The 23,601-nt window shown below is 43.6% G+C and carries 26 protein-coding genes; 25 read left to right on the top strand and 1 reads right to left on the bottom strand.

Going from position 1 to position 23,601, the window contains the following annotated elements; all coding sequences use genetic code 11:
• Nucleotides 1–29: 29 nt before the first annotated feature.
• From aroC to J7I80_RS07350, 16 genes are all read left to right on the top strand, one after another.
• Nucleotides 30–1,202 (top strand): chorismate synthase, encoded by a 1,173-nt coding sequence (gene aroC, locus J7I80_RS07425; protein WP_214737114.1) that lies wholly within the window; start codon nucleotides 30–32, stop codon nucleotides 1,200–1,202.
• 2 nt (nucleotides 1,203–1,204) lie between these two features.
• Nucleotides 1,205–2,299: a 3-dehydroquinate synthase gene (gene aroB, locus J7I80_RS07420; protein WP_214737112.1), complete on the top strand. Its 1,095-nt coding sequence runs from the start codon at nucleotides 1,205–1,207 to the stop codon at nucleotides 2,297–2,299.
• Nucleotides 2,292–2,648 (top strand): chorismate mutase, encoded by a 357-nt coding sequence (gene aroH / locus J7I80_RS07415; RefSeq protein ID WP_214737110.1) that lies wholly within the window; start codon nucleotides 2,292–2,294, stop codon nucleotides 2,646–2,648. Before aroB ends, aroH begins: the two co-directional genes overlap by 8 nt.
• A gap of 104 nt (nucleotides 2,649–2,752) precedes the next feature.
• A complete protein-coding gene (gene hisC, locus J7I80_RS07410) occupies nucleotides 2,753–3,856 on the top strand; it encodes a histidinol-phosphate transaminase (protein WP_214737107.1) in 1,104 nt (367 codons plus the stop codon).
• Nucleotides 3,857–3,869: 13 nt separating this feature from the next.
• Nucleotides 3,870–4,976: a prephenate dehydrogenase gene (locus J7I80_RS07405; RefSeq protein WP_214737105.1), complete on the top strand. Its 1,107-nt coding sequence runs from the start codon at nucleotides 3,870–3,872 to the stop codon at nucleotides 4,974–4,976.
• A 17-nt stretch (nucleotides 4,977–4,993) separates the two neighbouring features.
• Nucleotides 4,994–6,286 carry a 3-phosphoshikimate 1-carboxyvinyltransferase gene (gene aroA / locus J7I80_RS07400; RefSeq protein WP_214737103.1) on the top strand — a complete coding sequence of 431 codons (1,293 nt, stop codon included), beginning with the start codon at nucleotides 4,994–4,996 and terminating at the stop codon, nucleotides 6,284–6,286.
• 140 nt (nucleotides 6,287–6,426) lie between these two features.
• On the top strand, nucleotides 6,427–7,332 hold the full coding sequence (locus J7I80_RS07395) for a hypothetical protein (RefSeq protein ID WP_214737101.1): 906 nt from the start codon (nucleotides 6,427–6,429) through the stop codon (nucleotides 7,330–7,332).
• A 94-nt stretch (nucleotides 7,333–7,426) separates the two neighbouring features.
• Complete coding sequence (locus tag J7I80_RS07390) at nucleotides 7,427–8,692, top strand: tetratricopeptide repeat protein (RefSeq protein ID WP_214737099.1); 1,266 nt, start codon at nucleotides 7,427–7,429, stop codon at nucleotides 8,690–8,692.
• Nucleotides 8,693–8,734: 42 nt separating this feature from the next.
• Entirely contained in the window at nucleotides 8,735–9,289 is a 555-nt protein-coding gene (locus tag J7I80_RS07385; RefSeq protein ID WP_214737097.1) for a ReoY family proteolytic degradation factor, read from the top strand.
• A gap of 502 nt (nucleotides 9,290–9,791) precedes the next feature.
• Nucleotides 9,792–10,247, top strand: coding sequence for a YpiF family protein (locus J7I80_RS07380; RefSeq protein ID WP_214737095.1), 456 nt, complete (start codon nucleotides 9,792–9,794; stop codon nucleotides 10,245–10,247).
• A 155-nt stretch (nucleotides 10,248–10,402) separates the two neighbouring features.
• Nucleotides 10,403–10,909 carry a QcrA and Rieske domain-containing protein gene (locus tag J7I80_RS07375; RefSeq protein WP_102263396.1) on the top strand — a complete coding sequence of 169 codons (507 nt, stop codon included), beginning with the start codon at nucleotides 10,403–10,405 and terminating at the stop codon, nucleotides 10,907–10,909.
• A gap of 3 nt (nucleotides 10,910–10,912) precedes the next feature.
• The gene (gene qcrB, locus J7I80_RS07370; RefSeq protein ID WP_102263395.1) at nucleotides 10,913–11,587 is read left to right on the top strand and encodes a menaquinol-cytochrome c reductase cytochrome b subunit; all 675 of its coding nucleotides are present in this window, start codon (nucleotides 10,913–10,915) and stop codon (nucleotides 11,585–11,587) included.
• Nucleotides 11,588–11,652: 65 nt separating this feature from the next.
• On the top strand, nucleotides 11,653–12,411 hold the full coding sequence (locus J7I80_RS07365) for a menaquinol-cytochrome c reductase cytochrome b/c subunit (RefSeq protein WP_214737093.1): 759 nt from the start codon (nucleotides 11,653–11,655) through the stop codon (nucleotides 12,409–12,411).
• A 223-nt stretch (nucleotides 12,412–12,634) separates the two neighbouring features.
• The gene (lhaT, locus tag J7I80_RS07360) at nucleotides 12,635–13,237 is read left to right on the top strand and encodes a lipoprotein heptaprenylglyceryl N-acetyltransferase LhaT (protein ID WP_214737335.1); all 603 of its coding nucleotides are present in this window, start codon (nucleotides 12,635–12,637) and stop codon (nucleotides 13,235–13,237) included.
• Between the two features lie 69 nt (nucleotides 13,238–13,306).
• Complete coding sequence (gene ypjB, locus J7I80_RS07355) at nucleotides 13,307–14,104, top strand: sporulation protein YpjB (protein WP_214737091.1); 798 nt, start codon at nucleotides 13,307–13,309, stop codon at nucleotides 14,102–14,104.
• A 61-nt stretch (nucleotides 14,105–14,165) separates the two neighbouring features.
• Nucleotides 14,166–14,843, top strand: coding sequence for a zinc metallopeptidase (locus J7I80_RS07350; protein WP_214737090.1), 678 nt, complete (start codon nucleotides 14,166–14,168; stop codon nucleotides 14,841–14,843).
• A 92-nt stretch (nucleotides 14,844–14,935) separates the two neighbouring features.
• Here the strand turns inward: J7I80_RS07350 and J7I80_RS07345 are convergent, their stop codons facing one another.
• Complete coding sequence (locus tag J7I80_RS07345) at nucleotides 14,936–15,808, bottom strand: YitT family protein (RefSeq protein ID WP_214737088.1); 873 nt, start codon at nucleotides 15,806–15,808, stop codon at nucleotides 14,936–14,938.
• A gap of 294 nt (nucleotides 15,809–16,102) precedes the next feature.
• Between J7I80_RS07345 and J7I80_RS07340 the strand changes: the two genes are divergently transcribed.
• The 9 genes from J7I80_RS07340 to panC all read left to right on the top strand — a co-directional run bounded on the left by J7I80_RS07340 (nucleotide 16,103) and on the right by panC (nucleotide 23,593).
• Nucleotides 16,103–16,417: a nucleotide pyrophosphohydrolase gene (locus tag J7I80_RS07340; RefSeq protein ID WP_041964555.1), complete on the top strand. Its 315-nt coding sequence runs from the start codon at nucleotides 16,103–16,105 to the stop codon at nucleotides 16,415–16,417.
• 14 nt (nucleotides 16,418–16,431) lie between these two features.
• Complete coding sequence (dapB, locus tag J7I80_RS07335) at nucleotides 16,432–17,232, top strand: 4-hydroxy-tetrahydrodipicolinate reductase (protein ID WP_214737086.1); 801 nt, start codon at nucleotides 16,432–16,434, stop codon at nucleotides 17,230–17,232.
• A gap of 10 nt (nucleotides 17,233–17,242) precedes the next feature.
• On the top strand, nucleotides 17,243–17,674 hold the full coding sequence (gene mgsA / locus J7I80_RS07330) for a methylglyoxal synthase (protein ID WP_214737084.1): 432 nt from the start codon (nucleotides 17,243–17,245) through the stop codon (nucleotides 17,672–17,674).
• Entirely contained in the window at nucleotides 17,655–18,371 is a 717-nt protein-coding gene (gene bshB1, locus J7I80_RS07325) for a bacillithiol biosynthesis deacetylase BshB1 (protein ID WP_483297690.1), read from the top strand. The genes mgsA and bshB1 overlap by 20 nt, the downstream gene beginning before the upstream one ends.
• On the top strand, nucleotides 18,368–19,507 hold the full coding sequence (gene bshA, locus J7I80_RS07320; protein ID WP_214737082.1) for an N-acetyl-alpha-D-glucosaminyl L-malate synthase BshA: 1,140 nt from the start codon (nucleotides 18,368–18,370) through the stop codon (nucleotides 19,505–19,507). Before bshB1 ends, bshA begins: the two co-directional genes overlap by 4 nt.
• Nucleotides 19,507–20,712: a CCA tRNA nucleotidyltransferase gene (locus J7I80_RS07315; RefSeq protein ID WP_214737331.1), complete on the top strand. Its 1,206-nt coding sequence runs from the start codon at nucleotides 19,507–19,509 to the stop codon at nucleotides 20,710–20,712. Before bshA ends, J7I80_RS07315 begins: the two co-directional genes overlap by 1 nt.
• Nucleotides 20,673–21,668, top strand: coding sequence for a biotin--[acetyl-CoA-carboxylase] ligase (locus J7I80_RS07310; protein WP_214737080.1), 996 nt, complete (start codon nucleotides 20,673–20,675; stop codon nucleotides 21,666–21,668). The genes J7I80_RS07315 and J7I80_RS07310 overlap by 40 nt, the downstream gene beginning before the upstream one ends.
• A 243-nt stretch (nucleotides 21,669–21,911) precedes the next feature.
• Nucleotides 21,912–22,748 (top strand): 3-methyl-2-oxobutanoate hydroxymethyltransferase, encoded by an 837-nt coding sequence (panB, locus tag J7I80_RS07305; protein ID WP_214737078.1) that lies wholly within the window; start codon nucleotides 21,912–21,914, stop codon nucleotides 22,746–22,748.
• Nucleotides 22,745–23,593: a pantoate--beta-alanine ligase gene (gene panC, locus J7I80_RS07300; RefSeq protein ID WP_214737076.1), complete on the top strand. Its 849-nt coding sequence runs from the start codon at nucleotides 22,745–22,747 to the stop codon at nucleotides 23,591–23,593. The genes panB and panC overlap by 4 nt, the downstream gene beginning before the upstream one ends.
• Nucleotides 23,594–23,601 lie beyond the last annotated feature (8 nt).

Genomic DNA, 23,601 nt, shown 5'->3' with positions numbered 1-23,601 from the left:
TCCTTTAGCGAGTTGAAGGGGGAAAGTATATGAGATATTTAACAGCTGGAGAATCACATGGACCGCAGCTAACAACCATTATAGAGGGGATGCCAGCAGGCATGCCGCTCGTGGCAGGAGATATAAACCAAGAGCTGGCGCGAAGGCAGAAAGGCTATGGCCGCGGAAGAAGGATGCAGATTGAAAAGGATCAGGTACAGATCACTTCAGGGATTCGGCATGGGTATACATTAGGTTCGCCGATTGCCCTTGTTGTCGAAAATAACGATTGGAAGCATTGGACCGGGATTATGGGCCAGGAACCGCTCGATGACCTATCCTCTGATGAAGTGAAAAGGAAGATATCACGTCCTCGGCCTGGTCATGCAGACTTAAATGGCGCAATTAAGTATGGCCATCGGGATATGAGGAATGTTCTTGAGCGTTCTTCTGCCAGGGAAACGACTGTCAGGGTCGCAGCAGGTGCTGCCGCAAAAAAATTGCTGTCACTGCTGGGAATCGAATTGGTTGCCCATGTCGTTGAAATTGGCGGGGTGGTAGCTGAAAAGCAGGATTTCGCTTCACTGGAACAGCTTAAAGAAGTAACAGAAGCTTCACCGGTCAGATGCTTCGATCCAGAAGCAGGGTCAAAAATGATGGCAGCAATTGATGACGCAAAGCAAAATGGAGACTCTATAGGCGGTGTCGTCGAGGTAATAGCCGAGGGTATGCCGTCTGGAGTGGGCAGCTATGTCCATTACGACCGCAAGCTTGATGGGAAGCTTGCTGCGGCCGTAATGAGCATCAATGCTTTCAAAGGTGTGGAGATTGGTATCGGCTTTGAAGCGGCCAGAAGACCTGGCAGCCAAGTACATGATGAGATTGCCTGGGAAGAGGGCAGCGGATATTACCGGAAAACGAACCGGCTTGGAGGCCTTGAAGGCGGGATGACAACGGGAATGCCAATTGTTGTCCGTGGTGTAATGAAACCGATTCCGACTCTTTACAAGCCGTTGATGAGTGTCGATATTGATTCTAAGGAATCTTTTGCTGCGAGTATTGAACGATCTGATGCCTGTGCTGTCCCTGCTGCTGCAGTGGTTGCTGAAAGCGTTGTTGCCTGGGAACTTGCTTCAGCCATCGTCGACCAATTTTACGCAGATCGATTTGACACATTAAAGGCATCAATCGAAGAGCAAAGAAGGACTGCGAGGGACTTTTAAAAATGCAGCAAGTGAATATAGTTGCAAGCACAAAAACCTATCCTGTATATATTGGTAATGGTGCTATCCGTCAACTGCGGAGTATTGTTCATGAAACTGCAGACAAATATACATCGATCATGATCATTACTGATGGAACAGTCGCCAAGCACCATCTTGATTCATTTTACAAACACACAAGCCTGGAAAGAATTGTTGAAAAAATCGTCCCATCAGGGGAAAAAGCGAAGACGTTCGATGTTTATCAGGATTGTCTTACTTCAGCGCTTGAAAATAAACTTGACAGGAAGTCGCTGATCATCTCTTTTGGCGGCGGGGCAGTCGGAGATTTGGCAGGGTTTGTGGCCGCGACTTATATGAGGGGAATTCGCTTCATACAAGTCCCAACCACTATTCTTGCTCATGATAGTGCCGTGGGAGGGAAGGTGGCAATCAACCATTCATTAGGCAAGAATATGATTGGGGCCTTCCATCAACCCGAAGCTGTCGTCTATGATTTGGATTTTCTGCAAACACTCCCTGAACATGAAGTTCGATCCGGCTTTGCAGAAGTAATCAAGCACTCCCTGATAAGCGATGAAAGCTTTTATTTCTGGCTTAAAGAAGAAATCCACTCATTGGATAAAATGAATGATTCACAATTGCTTGAGTTTTTGACAAAGGGCATTGAAATTAAAGGGGCTGTTGTCGCAGAAGATGAGAGGGAGACCGGAATCCGTGCATTTTTGAATTTCGGGCACACACTTGGCCACGCGATTGAAGCCGAAGCAGGTTATGGAAAAGTTACTCATGGGGAGGCTGTAGCAATCGGGATGCTATTTGCCCTTCACTTAAGCAAACAATTGCTTGATCTTGATTTCGATGTAAAAGCATTCAGGAACTGGCTAAACAATCTTGGGTATGTAACCCAGATTCCAGCGGGACTCTCTTCGGAACAGTTGCTGGAAAGAATGAAGCAGGATAAAAAAACTGTTAATGGGGCAATCCGTTTCGTTTTGCTTGAAAAACTCGGAGTGCCTTCACTCAAGGAAGTCGAGGAAAAGGAATTGAGGATGAACCTGATGAAGTTTGCAGAAGAGGGGGAGTTACATGATTAGGGGAGTAAGAGGAGCTATTACAGTAAACAAAAATGATGAGCAAGAAATCATTATTGCTGCTGAAAGACTTTTAAAAGAAGCAGTCGCTGCTAATGATATTACACCGGATGATGTTGCTTCAATTTTCATTTCTGCTACTGATGATGTTGATGCAGCCTTTCCGGCAAGGGCTTTAAGGAATTTGGACGGCTGGACCTACGTTCCAGTCATGTGTATGCAAGAATTATCAGTTCCCGGCTCGCTGCAGAAGTGTATCAGAGTCATGATTCATTTCAACACTGAGAAACCGCAGGAAGAGATCAAGCATATTTACCTTGAGGGAGCTGCAGGACTAAGACCTGATTTATAACTTAATACTTTTTCTGCAGCGCCAAACAGTGTATGATAAACACATGTTCTTTATCGCTTTAATTAGATAGTGAATTAAAGAGTAGAATAGTTGAGGTGGATTAGATGAGATGGAAAGAGCAGTTATTAAAATTAAAGCCGTACCAGCCTGGTAAATCGATCAGTGAAGTGAAAAGGCAGTATGGTTTATCCGAGATTATAAAATTGGCATCAAATGAGAATCCATTTGGATCTTCAGAAAATGTGCAAAATGAAATCGCAAATTATGCTGGTAAGTATTCAGTATACCCCGATGGATACGCATCCGAGCTTCGGACACATTTGGCAGACCATTTAGGTGTACAGGAAGCACAAATCATTTTTGGTAACGGGTCGGATGAAATCATCCAAATGATTGCCCGCGGCTTGCTTACACCTGAGTCAAAAACTGTGATGGCAGCCCCGACTTTTCCGCAGTATAAGCACAATGGTATTATCGAAGGCTGTGAAATAGCAGAAATCCCATTAGTTGACGGTGCTCATGACTTGGAGGAGATGGCTGCTGCCATTGATGATCGGACATCAGTTGTCTGGTTATGCTCTCCTAATAATCCGACAGGTGTCTATATAACCGAAGAAGAATTAACAGCATTTATGGCACGGGTACCAGGCGATGTGCTTGTCGTGCTTGATGAAGCTTATTTTGAATATGTGACCGCGGAAGATTATCATGATTCACTGAGTCTATTAGAGCAGTATAAAAACTTGATTATCCTGCGGACATTTTCCAAAATATACGGCCTGGCCAGTTTTCGGGTTGGCTATGGAATCGCACACGAAGATACCATCAGGGCACTTGAACCGGCAAGGGAGCCATTCAATGTCAACACATTGGCTCAGGCAGCTGCAATAGCAGCGCTAGGTGACCAAAAATTTGTAGATGAATGTAAAAGTGAAAACAAAAAGGGCCTCCAGCAGTTTTATGATTTTTGTGATGGTACAGGGTTGAAATATTTCCCATCGCAAGGCAACTTCATCTTGATTGATTTCGACAGGGATGGCCAGGAGGTTTTTCAATACCTGCTTGAGAGAGGTTATATTGTGCGTTCAGGTACAGCACTTGGATTCCCAACCTGTGTAAGGATTACCATTGGCTCAAAGGAACAAAATCAAGGTGTAATTGAATTGATCAAAGAATACTTGAGTGTTGATACTGTAATATCTAAATAAGGGTGTTGATTTTATGGAAGGCCGCGTATTGATCATTGGTCTTGGTTTGATTGGCGGCTCTCTGGCTATGTGTATAAAAGGGCAGCATCCGCAGGCAGAGCTAATTGGCTTGGATGCCGACAAAAATCAAATGGATCTAGCCATGATGCTAGGTGTCATTGACCGTGCAGCAGTCAGTATAGAGATGGAAGCACCGGAGGCGGACTTAATCATTATTGCGACTCCGGTATTGGCCACCGAAAACATAATTGAACTATTAGCCACATTGCAACTGAAAGATGAGGTCATTGTTACCGACACCGGCAGTACAAAGGGATATATTTCAACTAAGGCCGCGTGCCTGAGAGCAAAAGGAATTGCCTTCATTGGCGGCCATCCAATGGCTGGTTCCCATAAAAGCGGTGTTGCCGCAGCCAAAAGAATCCTGTTTGAAAATGCATTCTATCTTCTTACACCAGAAACTACAGTCAGAAGTGAGGCGGTAGACCGGCTAAAAGCATGGCTTGCTGGCACGAGGGCAAAGTTCCTGGATGTTTCACCCGAAGAACATGACTATCTAACAGGCGTTGTCAGCCATTTTCCGCATATAATAGCGGCTTCCCTCGTCCACCAGGCCTCACGGGCGGATGAAGGCAATCCTCTCGTCAACCGCCTGGCTGCTGGAGGGTTCAGGGACATAACCCGAATCGCATCAAGCAATCCTCAGATGTGGAGAGACATCCTGCTTCAAAACCGGGAAGTCCTGATTTCGCTGTTAACTGACTGGCAGGATGAAATGGGCCGGGTAAAAGAATTATTGGTAGCTAATGAACAGGACAGGATCTATGATTTCTTTGATGCAGCCAAAAAATACCGGGATGGCCTCCCTGTAAGGGACAAAGGAGCTATCCCCAGCTTTTATGATTTGTTTGTAGATGTCCCTGACTATCCAGGGGTCATTTCTGAAATCACAGGGTATCTAGCAGTTGAAAACATCAGTATAACGAATATCAGGATCATAGAAACTCGTGAAGATATTTACGGAGTTCTGGTGATTAGTTTCCAGACGCCTGACGACCGTGCAAGAGCACAAGAATGTATTGGAAAAAAGACAGACTATGAAATGTCTGTTGCAGAGTAGACTTAAGGAGCAGAAAAATGTCAGTGAAAACTCTTTTAACAAATAGAACCTCTTTGGACGGGCAAGTTAAAGTACCTGGTGATAAATCAATCTCGCATAGGGCAGTCATGTTCGGGTCAATAGCCAACGGAGTCACCCGTATTGAAAACTTCCTGCCCGGAGAAGATTGTTTAAGTACGATTTCCTGCTTCCGGCAGCTCGGTGTTGAAATTGCCCAGAACGGCAGCGATGTAACGGTTACAGGAAAAGGTACGGATGGACTGAGCCAGACTGATGAAAAACTGTATGTCGGAAATTCGGGAACAACCATACGGCTGATGATGGGAATCCTTTCGGGATTGCCGTTTAAATCCACTCTTGAAGGTGATGAGTCAATCGCCAGAAGGCCGATGACAAGAGTGACCCTTCCTCTCGGCAAAATGGGAGCTAGCATTACGGGGAGGAATAATGGAGAATTCACTCCGCTGACAGTGGAAGGCCAAAAATTAAACGGGATTACATATGAACTGCCAGTAGCCAGCGCGCAGGTAAAATCAGCGATCCTCCTTGCCGGTTTGCAGGCTGAAGGTGAGACAGTAGTTGTTGAGCCAGTGAAAACAAGGGATCATACCGAGCGGATGATCAAGCAATTTGGCGGCCAAGTTGAACATAAAGAGAATGCCGTAAAGGTTACCGGAGGACAAATACTGAAGGGAACTGATATAAATGTTCCTGGGGATATTTCATCCGCTGCCTTTTTTCTAGTCGCCGCCGCTGTCGTTCCCGGCAGTGACATCATTCTGCGAAATGTTGGGTTAAATCCGACAAGAACCGGAATAATCGATGTGCTAAGAGTGATGGGAGCCGACTTCGTGGTCGAACCTTACGAGGGTGAATCAGCGGAACCAGCTGGAGATATACGAATTAAACATTCAGAACTTAGGGGCACAATAATCGAAGGTGACCTGATTCCCCGATTAATCGATGAAATCCCGGTCATTGCTTTGCTGGCAACGCAGGCCGGGGGCAAGACGGTCATTAAGGATGCTGGGGAATTGAAGGTGAAGGAAACGAATCGCATTGATACCGTTGTCAATGAACTAAAGAAGCTCGGGGCGGACATAGAGGCTACAGATGATGGCATGATTATACAAGGGAATCAAAGCCTTGACGGCGGCACTGTGTCAGCACATGGGGACCACAGGATTGGAATGATGCTATCGATCGCCGCGCTGCTTTGTAAAAGGGAAGTCATCCTTGAGCAAAGTGAAGCGGTCGCCGTTTCTTATCCAGGGTTTTTCGATGATCTGTATTCCTTGCTGCAAAAATAATATAGTATTTTCCTGAAGGAAGGCCAATCATGCGGAATGGATGGCCTTCTGTCTATTTATACGCAGAACTAAAAGAAAACTCCGTTATATTCTCGCAAATTCAGCATAGTTTGTCATAAGACCGTTAAAGGAGTGGTTTTATGGCATACATTATAGAAAATGTCCATCTCTTGAAGGGACAAGCCTTCATAGATACAAGCATGCTGGTGGAGGGCCAGCGAATCTTATCTGCAACATCCAAATTTGAACGTTATAACTATATGAGGATGGATGCGGACAAATATATAATGACCCCGACTCATGTCCTCTTTGATCCGAATATCCCTGTCAAAGAATCTTTTAAAGAGAGAAAAGAATACTATCTGAAGAACTTTATAATGAAGGGCAGCACAGTTGTTTTCACTACAGTCAAAATCCAATTTGAACGGCAGCTCGAAGAAAAGCTTAAGCAGGCGAAAAGTCACTATTTAGACAGCCCAATTGACTTTGTTCTTGGGGTCAGTATTCCTCCGCGGTTAATGAATCCAGGATTTATCCGCAAATGTAAAAAACTGAAAATACCAGCGATCTTTCTGGAAATCGATGAGATGGACAAATTAGCGGCGATGCCGTGGGGATGGATCAAGGAAGCACTGTTTCCTTATAACTGCCCGATCATTCCAGTCTTTCCTGAGAGCAAGCAAAAAAAGGGGAGACAGCAGCAGCTTAATGCCTGGAGTGATTTGATGAAAAAAGAAAAGGTTCCCGCGGTGCATGAAGATCTAGCGACCCAGGGCCCCGTGTCAAGGTCGATTTTAAAGAAAACCGGAATCTTCCCGGAAAAATCAAATCTGCACAGTGGCGGAGAACTCAGCTATAATCTTTACAATATAAACGCAGAAACCAAACATCGTGATGAACATGGGTTGTTTTTTCAATCAAAACATCTGGCCGTCACTGTCGATAAGGGAAAAGTCATTCGCGCCGGGGACGAGGTTTATTATCGGCCAGGAAAGGGAGAGAATGTTATAATTAAGACACCAGGATTTTTTACAGACAATTATTAAATGGCAAGCCGGTGCAAGAATGAATTGCTGATCAGACAGCTTCAGGCAAACCGGCAAATATTGCAAAGCCTAAAGTAAGGGTAGGATGATAAAAATGGTCGGAGTAAATGAAATAACAACCTATATTGAAAATGGACAGCTTGAAAAAGCAATGGCTGCTTATAAAGGCATTCTTGAGAAAGGAAGCGATGAAGAAAAATTCCTTCTTTCTGAGGAATTGTTCCGCTTCGGTTTCATGGAAGAAACAGAGGCTTTGATTGAAAGTTTATTGAAGAATTATCCGGACGAAGGCGAACTCCATGTGCTGCTCGCTGAAGCTCAGATTGAAATGGGTAAAGAGGAAGAGGCCATGCTTTCTCTTGAAAGGGTAGATGAAGATGATCCTTCTTTTCCACAAGCGCTGCTTCTTCTGGCAGACCTGTATCAAATGGAGGGTCTGTTTGAGGTGAGTGAAAAGAAACTCCTTGAGGCCAAGAGGCTTTTGCCGGAGGAGCCAGTGATTGACTTTGCTCTTGGTGAGTTATATGCCCACCAGGGAAAACTTATTGAAGCAATACAGTATTATGAGACAGCCCTTAAGTCGCATGAAGAAATTGGCGGAGTGAATATCAATCAGAGATTGGCTGAATCCTTAAGTGCAGGCGGCTCGTTTGAGGAAGCTCTCCATTTTTACGAAAAAGCCCTAGAGCAAAAGCTGGAAATTAATACTTTGTTCGGCTTTGCTTTTACAGCCCTCCAGGCAGGCTATAATAAAACAGCGATTGACAAGTTTGAGGAACTTAAGGCTCTTGATCCAGAATACCATTCGCTCTATCTCTATCTGGCAAAAGCCTATGAGCGAGAAGAAATGGCAGAAGAGGCGTTCGAAGCTGTTAAACAGGGTATCGAGCAGGATGAGTTCAATAAAGATTTATACTTTTATGGCGGCAAATTGGCACTTAAACTTCCTGATGAGGAAGCTGCCGAAAAACTGCTGCGTGAAGCAATCGCGCTGGATCCCGGGTTCATGGAGGGAGTCCTTGTCCTGAACAAATTGCTTCTTAAGCAGGAACGCTATGAGGATGTGCTGGAGCTTGTCAGTGCAGCCGATATCCAGGAAGAAGAAGAGGAACCACAAATTCTTTGGGATGAAGCAATTGCATACCAGCAAATTGAAGAATTTTCACAGTCATTAAACAAATACCAACTAGCATATACTTTCTTTAAAGACAACAAAGAATTTTTGTCAGACTACGGATATTTTTTAATTGAAGAAGGAAAAATGGGCGACGCTGCCGAAATTTTTAGTAAGTTAGTTGAAAAAGAACCTGGCAATGAAGAATTCCGTGAGTTATTGGAACGCTTGACGGAGAATCAGTAATTTTAACAAAAAATTTGAGTTATGCAGAGGAGGGATTCAAAAATGACAACCCCTGTATCTGTCAACGAGAAAAAGGATTTCATCCGCTGGTTTTTGAACCATTACCAGCTTAAAAGGCGGGAATGCGTTTGGATCCTTAACTACTTGATGAGCCATGACCAGCTGATGGAAAAGGTGCATTTTGTGGAAAATGCACAGTATTGTCCAAGGGGATTAGTGATGTCGACCCATTGCGTGGATGAAGTGCCTTTCAGGTTCTTTAAAGAAAACGTGATGACGACAGATGCAGAAAAGTCTTTCCACGACATTCGCTTGAACAGGGAAGAAGAAATTTACATCCAATTGAATTTCCACGCTTCAAACAAAGCCCACCAATTTGCGGCCGTGCTGGAAGAAAACCCTTATGTTCCGGGTCAGCTCCAAATCAGCGAAAGTGACAAGATGGTAGCAGAAAGATTTCTTGAAGAAAGCATTCAAAAGTTCCAAAAAGACAAACTGCTTACCATGATCGATGAGGCACTGGACAGCCAGGACCAGGAGGCTTTCGAACATCTCACTGAAAAATTAAAAAGATTGGGTACCGTCAACTCATTTTAGCTTGCTTTTGATAGCAGGCTTTTTATTTTGCCAGATTTTTTGCGGGTGACATCCTGTATGCGGTCTGAAGGCCTAAGGAAAAGTTACGAATTTGCCTGATCCTGAGGGGCGTATGTAGAGGAAAAGCATGCGTAAGGGTAGCTATTGGCTTGAACGGTACCCTTATAGAAGTGGAAAGGGCTGCATAAGGGTACGATTAGCTAAGAATTGTACCCTTATCGGAATGGAAAGGGCTGCATAAGGGTACGATTAGCTCGGAATAGTACCCTTATAGAAGTGGGAAGGGCTGAATAAGGGTACGATTAACGAAGAGAATCCCCATTTCTGTCCGACACCGACCATCATCTGACACCAACATAGAAGTTGAAAACCCAAATACGTCACACCCCACCAAACGATTCGAAAACTAATTTTAATCATGATATTATAGAAAGGTGTAAATAAAGGACGATAGACAGCCCTTGTTTACAACTAAGCCTAATAGAATGATGGAGATGGTATTATGAAATGGGTGGCAGCAGATGTAGAAATGTACCAGAAAGCTGCTGAGTATGTAGACACAGTAATCGTCCCGCTCTTGCCAGTTTCTTTTGGTGAGGATATGAAGCAAAATGCTTCGATGGCGGAATTCATTGGAATCCTTACATCACAGCTGGAGAAGCAGTTTCGGGGCCGGATCTTCCTTTTGCCTGATTTTGTTTACATAAAGGAAAATGAGGGAAGCTTGAACGCTTTGAAGGAGTGGGAGAACACTCTTTTGGACAAGCAATTTAAACATATATTTTATGTGACGTCGGACAGCCGCTGGAGACAGCAGGAAAAAGAGCTGAGTGGAAATGTTCTATGGCTTCCGTCCTTGTCTTTGGAGCATATGCAGGAGCAGCAGAAGGTTGCCATAGTGGATGATCAGGTAAAGCAATTATTATCGCTGTTCACAGAGAAATGGGAAGAAGAATAATTCAGTGTTATTTTTCTCACTGCAAAAAATGTTTTCAACATAGTATTATATTGATTTTGTAATGAGATTGATATATCATGGTTATGTCCTAGTTTTAAAATGTGTTTAAATTATGTCCGTTGGGGACTTAACTTGGGAATAGAGGGGGGAATAGCGTGAGTAAGCATCGTGTTTCAAGACGACAATTCTTAAACTATACTCTAACAGGTGTAGGCGGTTTCATGGCTGCAGGGATGCTGATGCCAATGGTTCGATTTGCCGTTGATCCTGTACTTAAGGGTGAAGATGCGGGAGATTTTATCGCGACTCCATTGAAGATCGCAGATATCACAAATGAACCGCAAAAAGTAAACTTTTCTTTCACACAAAAAGATGCATGGTATGAATCTGAAGAAACTGGAACTGCTTGGGTTTTCAAGAACGAAGGCGGGGAGATTATTGCCCTGTCGCCAGTATGTAAACACCTTGGTTGTGTAGTAGACTGGAATACGGATAAGAAAAACCCGAATATGTTCTTCTGTCCTTGCCACTACGGTCTTTATGAAAAGGACGGTACAAACGTGCCTGGCACACCGCCGTTGGCACCATTGGATGTATATCCAACAAAAGAAAAAGACGGGTTCCTTTATGTAGGAAAAGCCGAACCACGAAAGGGGGCGTAATCTTTGTTAAACAAAATTTACGATTGGGTAGATGAGCGTTTAGATATTACGCCTTTGTGGCGCGATATCGCAGACCATGAGGTACCTGAGCACGTTAACCCGGCGCACCACTTTTCAGCGTTCGTGTATTGCTTTGGCGGTCTGACGTTTTTCATCACTGTCATTCAGATCCTATCTGGGATGTTCCTGACAATGTACTATGTGCCGGACATCAAGAACGCATGGGAATCTGTTTATTATCTTCAAAACCAGGTAGCATTCGGACAAATTGTCCGCGGTATGCATCACTGGGGAGCGAGCCTTGTCATCGTTATGATGTTCTTACATACGCTTCGCGTGTTCTTCCAGGGAGCTTATAAGAAACCTCGTGAATTGAACTGGGTTGTCGGAGTTCTGATTTTCTTCGTTATGCTGGCTCTTGGCTTGACTGGATATCTGCTTCCATGGGATATGAAAGCATTATTCGCAACTAAGGTTACATTGCAGATTGCAGAAGCTGTACCATTGATTGGGCCATACATTAAGATATTACTTTCTGGACATTCAACGATCGTTGGTGCTCAAACCTTGACTCGTTTCTTTGCGATCCACGTATTCTTCTTGCCTGCTGCACTTTTAGGCTTGATGGGAGCGCACTTCCTGATGATTCGTAAGCAAGGTATTTCTGGTCCATTGTAAAATTCGAATGAAAATGTTGGGCGAATTTTGATTCGCCAATGACGGAAAAAGGAGGGGATTGCTCGATGCATCGTGGTAAAGGTATGAAGTTCGTAGGAGACTCTCGTGTCCCTGCAGAACGCAAGCCTAATATTCCGAAGGATTACTCGGAATACCCTGGCAAAACGGAAGCGTTTTGGCCAAACTTCCTGTTGAAGGAATGGATGGTTGGTGCGGTCTTCCTGATCGGATACTTGAGCTTGACAATTGCTCACCCGTCTCCGCTTGAGAGGATTGCTGATCCTACTGATACAGGTTATATTCCATTGCCAGACTGGTATTTCTTATTCTTATATCAATTGCTTAAATATTCGTATGCTTCCGGTCCATATACTGTAATCGGGGCATTGGTTATCCCGGGTCTTGCTTTTGGAGCGTTAATGCTGGCTCCATTTATTGACCGCGGACCAGAGCGCCGTCCATCAAAGCGTCCGCTTGCAACTGGTTTTATGCTGTTGTCTATCGCTTCAGTTTTCTACCTTACATGGGAATCTGTAGCCCACCATGACTGGGAAGCAGCCAAGAAACAGGGACAGATTGTAGATGTCGAAATCGACAAAAACTCAGATGGATACAAAATCGCACAGGCGCAAACATGTACTTCCTGCCATGGCGGGGAGTTTGCCGGCAGTGCCACGGCTCCAAGTCTGTTGGATACTAAAATGAATGCTGAAGAAATTGCAGACGTTGCCAAGAATGGTAAAGGAAGCATGCCTGCAGTTTTCAAAGGTACGGATGAAGAACTCAAGACTCTTGCTGAATTCATCGACGGCCTAAGCGAGTAATATGTCAAAGAACCTGCAAGGTAACTTGCAGGTTCTTTTTTGCGCAAATTGTATTCATGGGTCACCCTTACATAAAAAGTTTATTTGTTTAGAGATAAATATTGATAAGAAATGAATTGAAGACAGATGGCACTTAATGAAAACAACTAAGGAATACTTGGTTTATTTTCTATAAACTGTAATAATAGGAATAGATAACTTTGGAATGGAGATAGTCAGAATGATTAAAAGAATATACCCTTTGCTAGGGCATAGATCTGTATTATGGCTGTTATTTTGGGTGAATATTTTAGGGACGGCTTATGGGTATTATTGGTATAAATGGCAGCTTATTGATACGCCGCCAGAATTCCTTTTATTTGTACCTGATAGTCCGACTGCCAGTTTGTTTTTTGTTTTCGTACTAGGGGCATTCCTGATGGGGAAAAACTGGCCGCTTATGGAAGCATTGGCTATTGTTAGCCTAGTCAAATATGGCCTTTGGGCGGTAGTCATGAATTTAATGGTATTCTTCGTTTCAGGACAGCTGGACTGGATCGGGCTTATGCTAATGGCATCTCATTTTGCTATGGCAGTGGAAGGTGTCCTATATGCTCCTTTTTATCGAATGAAGCCATGGCATTTAATTGCAGCCGCTGTTGTACTTCTTCATAATGAAATCATTGATTATGTTTTTGAAATGATGCCAAGGTACCATACGCTAGATTTATACATGGACCAGATTGGGTATTTTACATTTTGGCTGAGCATCTTCTCGATTGCCGTCGGATATTACTTCGGGCTGCGGCCGGGGCGATTCTCCCTTTCACTAAAAAGATTAAGATAACCCTGGAATTTTGGTCTAACCTTGTCCACCCTCTCATACATTTTAATAGTATTTAGAGGGGGGACAGGAATGAGAGCAAAATATCTTTTATTCATTTCGGTGCTATTATTATTGATTGCGCCGTTCGCAGCATATGCAGAACCACAGTCGCCTGTTGAAGAACTAGATAATATATCAGACCAAGCACTGCAAATGGTTAAACTCCACCGGTATGAAGATGCAAACAGGCTGCTGGATCATTTTTCAGAAGAATTCTTGCTGGTTACTGGAAATGAACGGCCTTTTACCATGGATGAACTGCGGATTATCACTGTGGCACATGATGAAGCAGTTGAAGCTGTAGCAAACGCAGACCTGGGACATGCCGAAAGGATGAACAGGGTCACAAAATTCAGGCTTGTCATTGATGCGATTGCTTCCACGCATCAGCCATTATGGACAGAGATGGAAGGGCCCATCATGACGGTTTTCAATGATATGAAGACTGCTGCATATGAGGGTGACAATGACCAATTTCATTCGAACCTTAATTCATTTTTGTCTTTATACAATGTGATTTATCCAAGTATGAAGATTGACATCAATCCGGAAAGGATTCAAAAAGTTGATGCCAAAGTAAGTTTTATTGACCAGTATCGTCCGCAGGTATTACAAGAGGCTTCCAGCAAGGAAGAGCTTGAAATGCTTGAATCGGATTTGCAGAATATCTTTGACGATATGACAGAGGATGAGGCGGACCCTTCACTGTGGTGGGTAATGATTTCCACTGGAAGTATCATTATTCTTACATTGTCCTATGTGGGCTGGAGAAAATATAGAGGCGACAATGACAAAAAAAGAAATGTGCAAAAAGAACATAAGAATTGACACCGTATTCTAGTATTTATAAAATAGTGATAACATCATGAGATGTAAGGGGAGGTACTAGATGTCTATAATAATCTATTTTGCGCTTATTATTTTGATCCCGTTATGGGCTCAATTCAAGGTAAAAGGAGCATACAAGAAGTATTCACAGGTGGCTTCTTCGTCCCAAATGACGGGCGCAGAGGTGGCTCGTAAAATTCTTGATGATAACGGTTTATACAATGTAGGTGTCGAAGAAACCAGAGGTTATTTAAGTGACCACTACGACCCGCGTTCAAAGGTTGTACGTTTATCTTCAGATAACTTTTTTGGGCATTCAGTTGCAGCAGCTGCAATCGCTGCTCACGAAGTAGGCCATGCGATTCAGGATGCTGAGGACTACTCGTTCCTTCGATTCCGCCATGCGCTTGTTCCAGTGGCAAGCCTAGGTTCAAACTTTTCCTGGATTCTGATCCTGATTGGGATTTTCGCTCAATTAAGCGGATTGCTTTTACTGGGTATTCTTTTCATGGCCGCTGCTGTTGTTTTCCAAGTGGTAACTTTGCCTGTTGAATTCAATGCATCGAACCGTGCAATGGAACAGGTTGTTTCAGCTGGGATCATCAGGAATGATGAAGAAAGAGAAACAAAGAAAGTCTTGAATGCCGCTGCATTGACATATGTAGCTGCGGCCGCTGTTGCGGTACTAGAACTTGTTCGTTTAGTAATGATTTACACAGGGATGACTAGTGAAGATTAAAAAAATCCGGACATAGATCCGGATTTTTTTTTATGTGGCAGGAAAGATAATTTCCACTTTGAGAATGCCCCTGCTTTAGCTCCTATATGTTTTTATCTTTCCAAAGGCAACTTATTTTCATCAAGCGTAAATCCTTCACCCAGGACATCATGGACAACGGTAACTGATACAAATGCGTGGGGATCCACAGAATTAATGACGCTTTTCAATCGGACGATTTCATTCTTGGCGACAACGCAGTAAAGAACATCTCTTTCCGCTTTCGTATATGAGCCTACAGCTTTGAGGCTGGTGACTCCGCGATCCATTTCTTTCATGATTTTCGCTGCAATATCCTCATTTTTCTCCGAGATGATCATAGCTCCTCTGGCAGCATACGAACCCTCCTGCATAAAGTCAATCACCCTGGCTCCTACAAAAACGACCACAAGCGTATACATGGCTTCCCTGTAGTTCAAATATGTAATGAGTGAGAGTGTAATGACACCAAAGTCGAACATGAACATTGTCCTGCCCATTGTCCACCCAAAATACTTTTGCGCCAATCTTGCGATAATGTCGACTCCGCCTGTAGTCCCTCCGTAACGGAAGATTATGCCAAGACCGATGCCGATGAACACACCCGCAAATAAAGCCGCTAAAAACAAATCCTCATATAATGGCATCTCGATTTGATATTTTTGAAATATCCCCAGGAAAATGGAGACACCCACTGTGCCAATGATGGTGTAAATAAATACATTCCGGCCAAGCAGCTTCCAGCCTATGAAAAAAAGCGGCAAGTTTAACAATAAGTTCGTGATAGAAGGAGACCAGCCGAATACGAAATAGAGCAAAAGTGTAATACCGGTAAAGCCACCCTCTGCCAGGTTATTTTGCATATTGAAATGAACTAGACCGAATGAAAAAATAGCCGCACCAAGCAAAATAAAGAAGATGTTTTTGAATTTTAAGCCGTTTAGCACGAATTATTCCTCCTAATAGTACGACTGAAGTTTTACCTTATAAAGCGCTTATATTATATAAAATATACCCAACAAGGGCAATCTTTTACAGGGGAGGATGGAAGAGTCGGAATCTTCTATGTTCCATGCCGCGTAATGAGTCAGGCATAATTGGTGGTATAAAGCTTTTTTGCTGATAGGTCCAGGATTAGTTTGAAATAAAAATATTTGTCAAAGCACCTCCATTAAGCTAACATCGATATAGATATACATACAAATAAAGGTTAGGTGAGTTTCTTGAGTGGAAATAAAACGATGAAAGAACTCCAGCAGGAAGTTGATACTTATATAAGCCAATTTAAAGAAGGTTACTTCAGTCCGCTTGCATTGACTGCACGCATGACCGAGGAGCTCGGGGAGCTGGCTCGTGAGGTTAACCATTATTATGGCGAAAAGCCAAAGAAAAACGATGAAAAAGAAAAGACAATTGAAGAAGAGCTGGGAGATATGCTGTTTGTTATGATTTGTTTTGCCAACTCTTTAAATATAGACCTTGAAGAAGCACATAACATGGTCATGGAAAAGTTCAATACAAGGGACAAAGACCGCTGGACGAGAAAAGACAGCTAAAGGAGACTAATTATATGGAAAAAGTAAAGATTGTTATTGCAGGACCAAGAGGAAGAATGGGTAAAGAGGCTGTCAATCTGGTCCTTGGGACGGATACATATGAACTCGTTGGAGTTGTCGACAGGAAATATGAAGGAATGAAACTTGGCGAGCTCGAAGGCTTTCCGGAGAGTGATGCCTTCATTTATACGGATTTCGAGAAGTGTCTTCAGGAAGTAGAGCCAGACGTCTTGATTGATCTGACAACACCTGAAGTAGGCATGTTCCACACAAGGACTGCTTTAAAATATAAAGTTCGCCCCGTAGTGGGAACAACAGGGTTCAGCAAGGAAGACCTTGAAGAGCTTGAACATCTATGCGCTGAACAGGAAACAGGCTGTATCATCGCTCCAAACTTTGCAGTCGGGGCGGTTTTGATGATGAAATTCTCACAAATGGCAGCCAAATATTTCAGTGACGTTGAAATCATTGAACTGCACCATGACCAGAAACTGGATGCACCATCGGGCACAGCAGTCAAAACTGCCCAAATGATCTCCGATGTACGTGAACCGAAAACACAGGGCCATGCTGACGAGAAGGAAACGATTCAAGGTGCCCGCGGTGCGGATTATGAAGGCATGCACATCCACTCTGTAAGGCTGCCTGGACTGATTGCCCATCAGCAAGTATTATTCGGTGCTGACGGACAAACATTGACGATCCGCCATGATTCGTACAATCGAAGCTCCTTTATGTCCGGAGTCAAACTTGCGGTGGATACAGTCATGAAAATGGACGCTTTTGTTTACGGATTAGAGAATATCATTGAATAGGGGAGAAACCATGAACATTGCCTTAATTGCCCATGATAAAAAGAAAGACGATTTAGTGGGGTTCGCAGTCGCTTATAAGGAGATTTTTGAAAAGCATACATTATTCGCAACCGGGACTACAGGGGTGCGAATCATTGAAGCAACTGGTTTGGAAGTGACAAGGTTTCAATCTGGCCCGCTTGGCGGCGACCAGGAAATCGGCGCAAGAATCGCGAACAATCTAATGGACGCAGTGTTCTTCTTTAGAGACCCACTAACTGCCCAGCCGCATGAACCTGACGTGACGGCCCTGGTTCGGTTATGTGATGTATATTCTGTTCCGCTTGCGACCAATATGGGAACAGCGGAAATTCTTGTCAAAGGAATTGAAAGAGGAGACCTTGATTGGCGAAATATAGTGAAAGAAGAAACTGGTGATGAAAATGGAAGCAATGAAGCTTGATATTCTGGCATTTGGTGCCCATGCCGATGATGTGGAAATCGGGATGGGCGGTACAATCGCAAAATATACTGCTGAAGGTAAATGGATTGGTATTTGTGATTTGACCAAAGCTGAAATGTCTTCGAATGGAACAGTAGAGATCAGGAGCCGCGAAGCGAATGAAGCAGCCGGCATTCTCGGAGTGAAGATGAGGGAAGCACTTGACTTGCCGGACAGAGGCTTGTTTTTAAAGGAAGAATACATAAGGGAAATTGTTAGAGTGATCAGGCGAAACAAACCGGACATAGTTTTTGCACCTTATTTTGACGACCGTCATCCTGACCATGGCAGCTGTGCCCGCCTTGTCGAGGAGGCGGTCTTTTCGGCAGCAGTAAGAAAATATGATGAAAATCATGGATTGGCACCACATAGGCCAAAAGCTTTGTATTTTTATATGATTAATGGATTCCACAAACCTGATTTTGTTGTTGATGTTTCGGACTTTATCCATTTAAAAATCAGCGCACTGAATGCTTACGAAAGCCAATTCGTGAAAGGGGCAGCCACATTTGACACCCCGCTGGTGAACGGCTACATCGAAACAGTCGAGGCGCGCGAAAAATTATTCGGCAAGGAAGTTGGCACCGCATATGCCGAAGGCTTTATATCCAAAAAACCATTGTTAATCCACAAGGATTTGTTAGGGGAAGGAAAATGAAGAAATTAAAAATTGGCATCACCTGCTACCCGACGGTGGGGGGATCTGGTGTTGTCGCAACAGAACTTGGGAAGCTGCTGGCAGAGAAAGGGCATGAGATTCATTTCATTTCATCGAGCCTTCCCTTCAGGCTGAAGAAAATGTACCGAAATATTTATTCTCATGAGGTAGAGGTCAATCAATACTCAGTGTTCCAATATCCGCCATACGATATTGCGCTGGCCAGCAAGATTGCAGAGGTCGCAGTCTTGGAAAATTTAGATGTCCTCCACGTCCATTATGCGATCCCCCATGCTGTCTGTGCCATTTTGGCCCGCCAGATGAGCGGACGTGATCTGAAGATTGTCACTACGCTTCACGGTACCGATATTACCGTACTTGGATATGATCCATCTCTAACGGATGCCATTCGCTTCGGTATTGAAAAATCGGATGTTGTTACAGCAGTGTCCAATTCGCTTATCCAGCAAACCTATGATTTGATCAAACCAGAAAAGGAAATTAACTGTGTCTACAACTTCATCGACACTCGTGTCAACAAGCGCAGTGATTCAACAGATCTTAGAAAAGAATATGGAATCCTTCCTGAAGAGAAAGTGGTCATCCATGTATCCAACTTCCGGCCAGTTAAAAGAGTTCCAGATGTCATTAAAACATTCGCAGGTATCGCAGAAAAAATGCCGGCCAAACTTTTGCTTGTAGGAGATGGACCGGAAATGAAGACTGTCTGCAATCTTGCAAGTGAGCTGGGGATTCGTGACAAAGTACTGCTTCTTGGAAAGCAGGAAAGAGTTGAGGAGCTATATTCATTAAGTGATTTGATGCTTCTCCTTTCTGAAAAAGAAAGTTTCGGACTGGTAGCTTTAGAGGCTATGGCTTGTGGCGTACCATGTATCGGGACGAATGTAGGAGGGATTCCAGAAGTGATCGTGGACGGGAAAACGGGATATATTTGCGAAATGGGAAATATCGAAGAAATAACGTCTAAAGCTGTTGATATACTTTCAAATACGGAACTTCAAAAGCAATTTGCTAAAAACTCAATCGAACGGGCAGAAATGAGCTTCAGCGCAGAACAAATCGTATCTGAATATGAAAGAATCTATTATAATATCGTTGGGCAGGATGTACAATGATTGGCGAACCATTCATTCAAGCGGTACCCGTCCTCCAGTTAATTGAGAATGCTGGATTTGAAGCGTATTTTGTCGGCGGTTCTGTAAGGGATCATATACTCGGCCGTGAAATATCCGATGTTGATATCGCTACTTCAGCGTTACCTGAGGAATTAAAACAGATTTTTCCTAAAACCAATGACGTGGGAATTGAACATGGAACCATTCTTGTCCATCATAAAGGCGGACATTATGAAATCACGACATTCCGTTCCGAACAAAATTACTCTGATTTCCGAAGGCCGGATAAGGTTTCTTTTATCCGTTCTTTAAAAGAAGATTTGCAGCGCCGCGATTTCACGATGAATGCAATTGCGATGGACAAGCAAGGGAACATTATCGATCCTTTTGCGGGCAAGGAAGCAATAAACAAAAAGGTGATTGTGACTGTAGGCAACCCAGATGAACGCTTCGGTGAAGATGCATTAAGGATGCTGAGAGCTGTAAGATTCCAGTCACAATTATGTTTTTCGATTGAAAAGTATACGTTAGAATCGCTTGCAGCTCACTGTCATCTGCTTGAGAACATTGCGGTCGAACGGAAAACTGTTGAGTTCGAGAAATTGCTTGTGGGGATTGGCAGGAGCGAAGCGGTTCAATTGCTGGCGAATAGCGGGATGATTCAATTTTTGCCAGGATTGAAAAATCGTAGTGATAAAGTAAGAAGCTTTTCGAGCCGTTTAGGAAAGAACTTCCGACTGACAGAGTCCTGGGTTCTGTTAGTTTTTGAATTAGGATTGAAGGACAAGGAAATAGATAATTTCCTGAGAGAATGGAAGCTTCCGGTGAATAAAATTAAAAGCATCAACAAAATTCATTCTTTGTTATTACATCGTCTTGAAAATGACTGGAGTCTGGAAATGGTTTATAAGGCAGGTCTGGAAGATGCGATTAGTGCTGAAATAGTGTATGCGTCCCTCCATAACGGTAGTGTCAGCGACGATGAAATCAGAGGTTTGCATGAGCGGCTTCCGATCAAGCACCGAAAGGAATTGGATGTAACGGGAAATGATGTCATGTCATGGCTGGATAAACACCCAGGTCCGTGGCTGCGAGACATTCTTGAAGAAATCGAACGTTCTGTAATCTATGGTGTCGTGCCAAATGAGAAGGAGAAAATAAAGGAATGGCTGAACGCGTTCAATCAGAAATCAGAAAAAAATTAATCGATGCATTTACGAAAAACGAAACTGAATACCTATCCGGACAACATCTCGCTGACATTGCTGGCTGTACACGCACAGCTGTCTGGAAGCACATCGAGGAACTTCGCAAGGAAGGCTTTCAATTTGAAGCGGTTCGGAGAAAAGGATACAAGATCATCTCTATCCCGGACAATATGTCTGCAGACAAAATAAACCTTGGTTTAAACACTGAATTCTTGGGCCGGAATCTGCATTACCATGACAGCGTGGAATCGACTCAGAAAATTGCGTATAAACTGGCTTATGATCAAGCCGAAGAGGGAACTGTCGTGATTGCCGAAGAGCAAACTGCAGGCAGGGGCAGAATGGACCGTAAATGGCATTCTCCCAAATATTCAGGGATATGGATGAGTCTCATCCTCAGACCGAAAATTCCTATCCCGAAAGCACCGCAGCTGACATTAATAACGGCGGTAGGAGTGGTGCAGGCCATAGAGGAAGTAACAGGCTTACTGCCCGAAATTAAATGGCCGAATGATATTCTCATCAATGGCAAGAAAATAACCGGGATTCTTACCGAGCTGCAGGCGGAATCCGATCGGATCAATTCTATCATTATCGGAATCGGCATCAATGTAAATACAGGTATAGAAGATTTTCCAGAAGATATTCAATCCATTGCTTCGTCGCTTGCCATTGAATCTGGCAAAATCATAGACAGGGAAAGATTGATCAGGGCGATACTAGAAAAACTGGAGAAGTTGTATTTGCTTTATCTGGAAAAAGGTTTTTTCCCGATAAAGCTGATGTGGGAAAGCTATGCGATAAGCATTGGTAAACAGATCACTGCAAGAACACTTACCGGGGAAATCAAGGGAAAAGCTGTTGGCATCACGGAGGATGGAGTACTATTGATTGAGGATTCAGCAGGGGCGGTTCATAATATTTACTCGGCTGATATCCAGATCGAAGGTTAAAATCGTTGTGTAGCCAAAAAAGCGGTCATTTGCTATAATCAATTTGGGCGGTATCGAGAGAACTGCACCTTGTTGACTTTTTTTATAAAAAAATAGTTCTGCCTGGATCCGGTAGCGGACTGGGACAGAGGGATGAAACAAGTACAGGCTTCAAAGGGTCCTTCTGGCATAGATGGGTCCTTTTTTAGTGTCTGGGTTGATGGATTGTTTTATCTCCTCTTCAGAAAAAGGGAGGAAAGAAAAATGAAACAAACAACTGATTTCTTAAAAATGAAGCAAACAGGCAACAAGATCGTCATGGTGACGGCCTATGATTATCCTTCATCAAAGCATGCAGAACAGGCTGAAGCAGATATGATTCTCGTAGGCGATTCCCTTGGAATGGTCGTGCTAGGCTATGACTCGACTGTACCGGTCACAATGGATGATATGATCCACCATTCGAAGGCTGTCAGGCGAGGAGCGGGCAATACGTTCATTGTTGTCGATTTGCCATTTATGAGCTATCATCTGTCAATCAAAGACACGCTTATAAACGGTGCAAGAATCATGCAGGAAACTGGGGCAAACGCTGTTAAATTAGAAGGTGCTGATGAGGTCATTGACCATATAAACGCATTGACCAAGGCAGGAGTACCTGTGGTAGCACATCTTGGCCTCACCCCGCAATCAGTAGGTGTACTTGGCGGATATAAAGTGCAGGGGAAGAGCGCGGATGCAGCAAAGAAATTAATTGCTGACGCAAAAAAATGCGAAGAGGCCGGTGCCTTTGCTGTTGTTCTGGAATGCGTTCCTAAACAGCTTGCTGAACAAGTCAGCCAGGCTCTTACAATCCCGACGATTGGGATTGGGGCTGGAGCAGAGGTTGACGGACAGGTTCTTGTATACCATGATATTATCACTTATGGAGTGGACCGAGTCCCGAAATTCGTGAAACAATATACGAATGTAAATGAATTAATCTCATCAGGGCTCAGTGCCTATGTTACTGAAGTTAGACATAAGGCATTCCCGGAAGACAAACATAGTTTTACCATGAAGGAAGAAGAATTGCAGGCATTGTACGGGGGAAAAGAATGAAAATCATAAAAACAATCAACGAGATGCAGGAGCAGGTGCAAAAACTTACGGCTGAAGGGAAAACCATCGGTTATGTACCAACCATGGGTTTCCTGCATGAAGGCCATATATCTTTGATGAAGAACGCCCGGCCGGAAAATGACGTTGTTGTCCTGAGCATTTTCGTGAATCCTCTCCAGTTCGGTCCGACAGAGGATTTGGACGCCTACCCAAGGGATTTTGAGCGCGACCATAAAATCGCGGAAGCTGAGGGCGTGGATTTTATTTTCTATCCTTCTCCGGAAGAAATGTATCCAGGGAAGTCTTCAATCAAGGTTTCTGTCGTTGAGCGGACTGATGTACTTTGCGGCAAGTCAAGGCCAGGCCATTTTGACGGAGTAGCAACTGTTCTTTTCAAGCTGTTTAATATTATCCAGCCAACAAGGGCTTATTTTGGCCTGAAGGATGCCCAGCAGGTCGCAGTGGTTCATGGGCTGATCAAGGATTTTAATTTTCCGATCGAATTGATTCCGGTTGAAACAGTTCGTGAAGAGGATGGCCTTGCAAAAAGCTCAAGAAATGTCTATTTAAGCGATGAAGAAAGAATTCAGGCTGTTGAACTCAGCAGAAGCTTGAAGATGGCCAGACTAGCCATTGACAATGGTGAAAGAAATGCTGATGAACTCGTTGGATTGATAAAAAATCATTTAAATGAACATACGACAGGTACAGTAGATTATATTGAAATTTATTCCTATCCTGAGCTGCAGGAGTTGAAGGCATTGAAGGGAAAAGTCATCATTGCCCTTGCAGTGAAGTTCTCTAAAGCCAGGTTGATTGATAATACCATTATAGAAGTAGAATAATTTAAATA

Origin of the sequence: Bacillus sp. ISL-41 (genome assembly GCF_018613235.1) — a bacterium.
Classification (GTDB): domain Bacteria; phylum Bacillota; class Bacilli; order Bacillales; family Cytobacillaceae; genus Mesobacillus.
Note: the sequence above shows the minus strand (reverse complement) of the source record. Positions and strands in the feature narration are given on the sequence as shown.

What these genes read in the sequence shown, in the direction of transcription:
- dapB (WP_214737086.1), top strand. Translation starts at nt 16,432, where the DNA reads ATGGAAAAAGTAAAGATTGTTATTGCAGGACCAAGAGGAAGAATGGGT.
- J7I80_RS07365 (WP_214737093.1), top strand. Translation starts at nt 11,653, where the DNA reads ATGCATCGTGGTAAAGGTATGAAGTTCGTAGGAGACTCTCGTGTCCCT.
- aroA (WP_214737103.1), top strand. Translation starts at nt 4,994, where the DNA reads ATGTCAGTGAAAACTCTTTTAACAAATAGAACCTCTTTGGACGGGCAA.
- aroH (WP_214737110.1), top strand. Translation starts at nt 2,292, where the DNA reads ATGATTAGGGGAGTAAGAGGAGCTATTACAGTAAACAAAAATGATGAG.
- J7I80_RS07380 (WP_214737095.1), top strand. Translation starts at nt 9,792, where the DNA reads ATGAAATGGGTGGCAGCAGATGTAGAAATGTACCAGAAAGCTGCTGAG.
- hisC (WP_214737107.1), top strand. Translation starts at nt 2,753, where the DNA reads ATGAGATGGAAAGAGCAGTTATTAAAATTAAAGCCGTACCAGCCTGGT.
- J7I80_RS07350 (WP_214737090.1), top strand. Translation starts at nt 14,166, where the DNA reads ATGTCTATAATAATCTATTTTGCGCTTATTATTTTGATCCCGTTATGG.
- bshA (WP_214737082.1), top strand. Translation starts at nt 18,368, where the DNA reads ATGAAGAAATTAAAAATTGGCATCACCTGCTACCCGACGGTGGGGGGA.
- ypjB (WP_214737091.1), top strand. Translation starts at nt 13,307, where the DNA reads ATGAGAGCAAAATATCTTTTATTCATTTCGGTGCTATTATTATTGATT.
- aroC (WP_214737114.1), top strand. Translation starts at nt 30, where the DNA reads ATGAGATATTTAACAGCTGGAGAATCACATGGACCGCAGCTAACAACC.
- J7I80_RS07340 (WP_041964555.1), top strand. Translation starts at nt 16,103, where the DNA reads ATGAAAGAACTCCAGCAGGAAGTTGATACTTATATAAGCCAATTTAAA.
- panC (WP_214737076.1), top strand. Translation starts at nt 22,745, where the DNA reads ATGAAAATCATAAAAACAATCAACGAGATGCAGGAGCAGGTGCAAAAA.
- J7I80_RS07395 (WP_214737101.1), top strand. Translation starts at nt 6,427, where the DNA reads ATGGCATACATTATAGAAAATGTCCATCTCTTGAAGGGACAAGCCTTC.
- bshB1 (WP_483297690.1), top strand. Translation starts at nt 17,655, where the DNA reads ATGGAAGCAATGAAGCTTGATATTCTGGCATTTGGTGCCCATGCCGAT.
- J7I80_RS07390 (WP_214737099.1), top strand. Translation starts at nt 7,427, where the DNA reads ATGGTCGGAGTAAATGAAATAACAACCTATATTGAAAATGGACAGCTT.
- panB (WP_214737078.1), top strand. Translation starts at nt 21,912, where the DNA reads ATGAAACAAACAACTGATTTCTTAAAAATGAAGCAAACAGGCAACAAG.
- J7I80_RS07385 (WP_214737097.1), top strand. Translation starts at nt 8,735, where the DNA reads ATGACAACCCCTGTATCTGTCAACGAGAAAAAGGATTTCATCCGCTGG.
- J7I80_RS07405 (WP_214737105.1), top strand. Translation starts at nt 3,870, where the DNA reads ATGGAAGGCCGCGTATTGATCATTGGTCTTGGTTTGATTGGCGGCTCT.
- mgsA (WP_214737084.1), top strand. Translation starts at nt 17,243, where the DNA reads ATGAACATTGCCTTAATTGCCCATGATAAAAAGAAAGACGATTTAGTG.
- J7I80_RS07310 (WP_214737080.1), top strand. Translation starts at nt 20,673, where the DNA reads ATGGCTGAACGCGTTCAATCAGAAATCAGAAAAAAATTAATCGATGCA.
- aroB (WP_214737112.1), top strand. Translation starts at nt 1,205, where the DNA reads ATGCAGCAAGTGAATATAGTTGCAAGCACAAAAACCTATCCTGTATAT.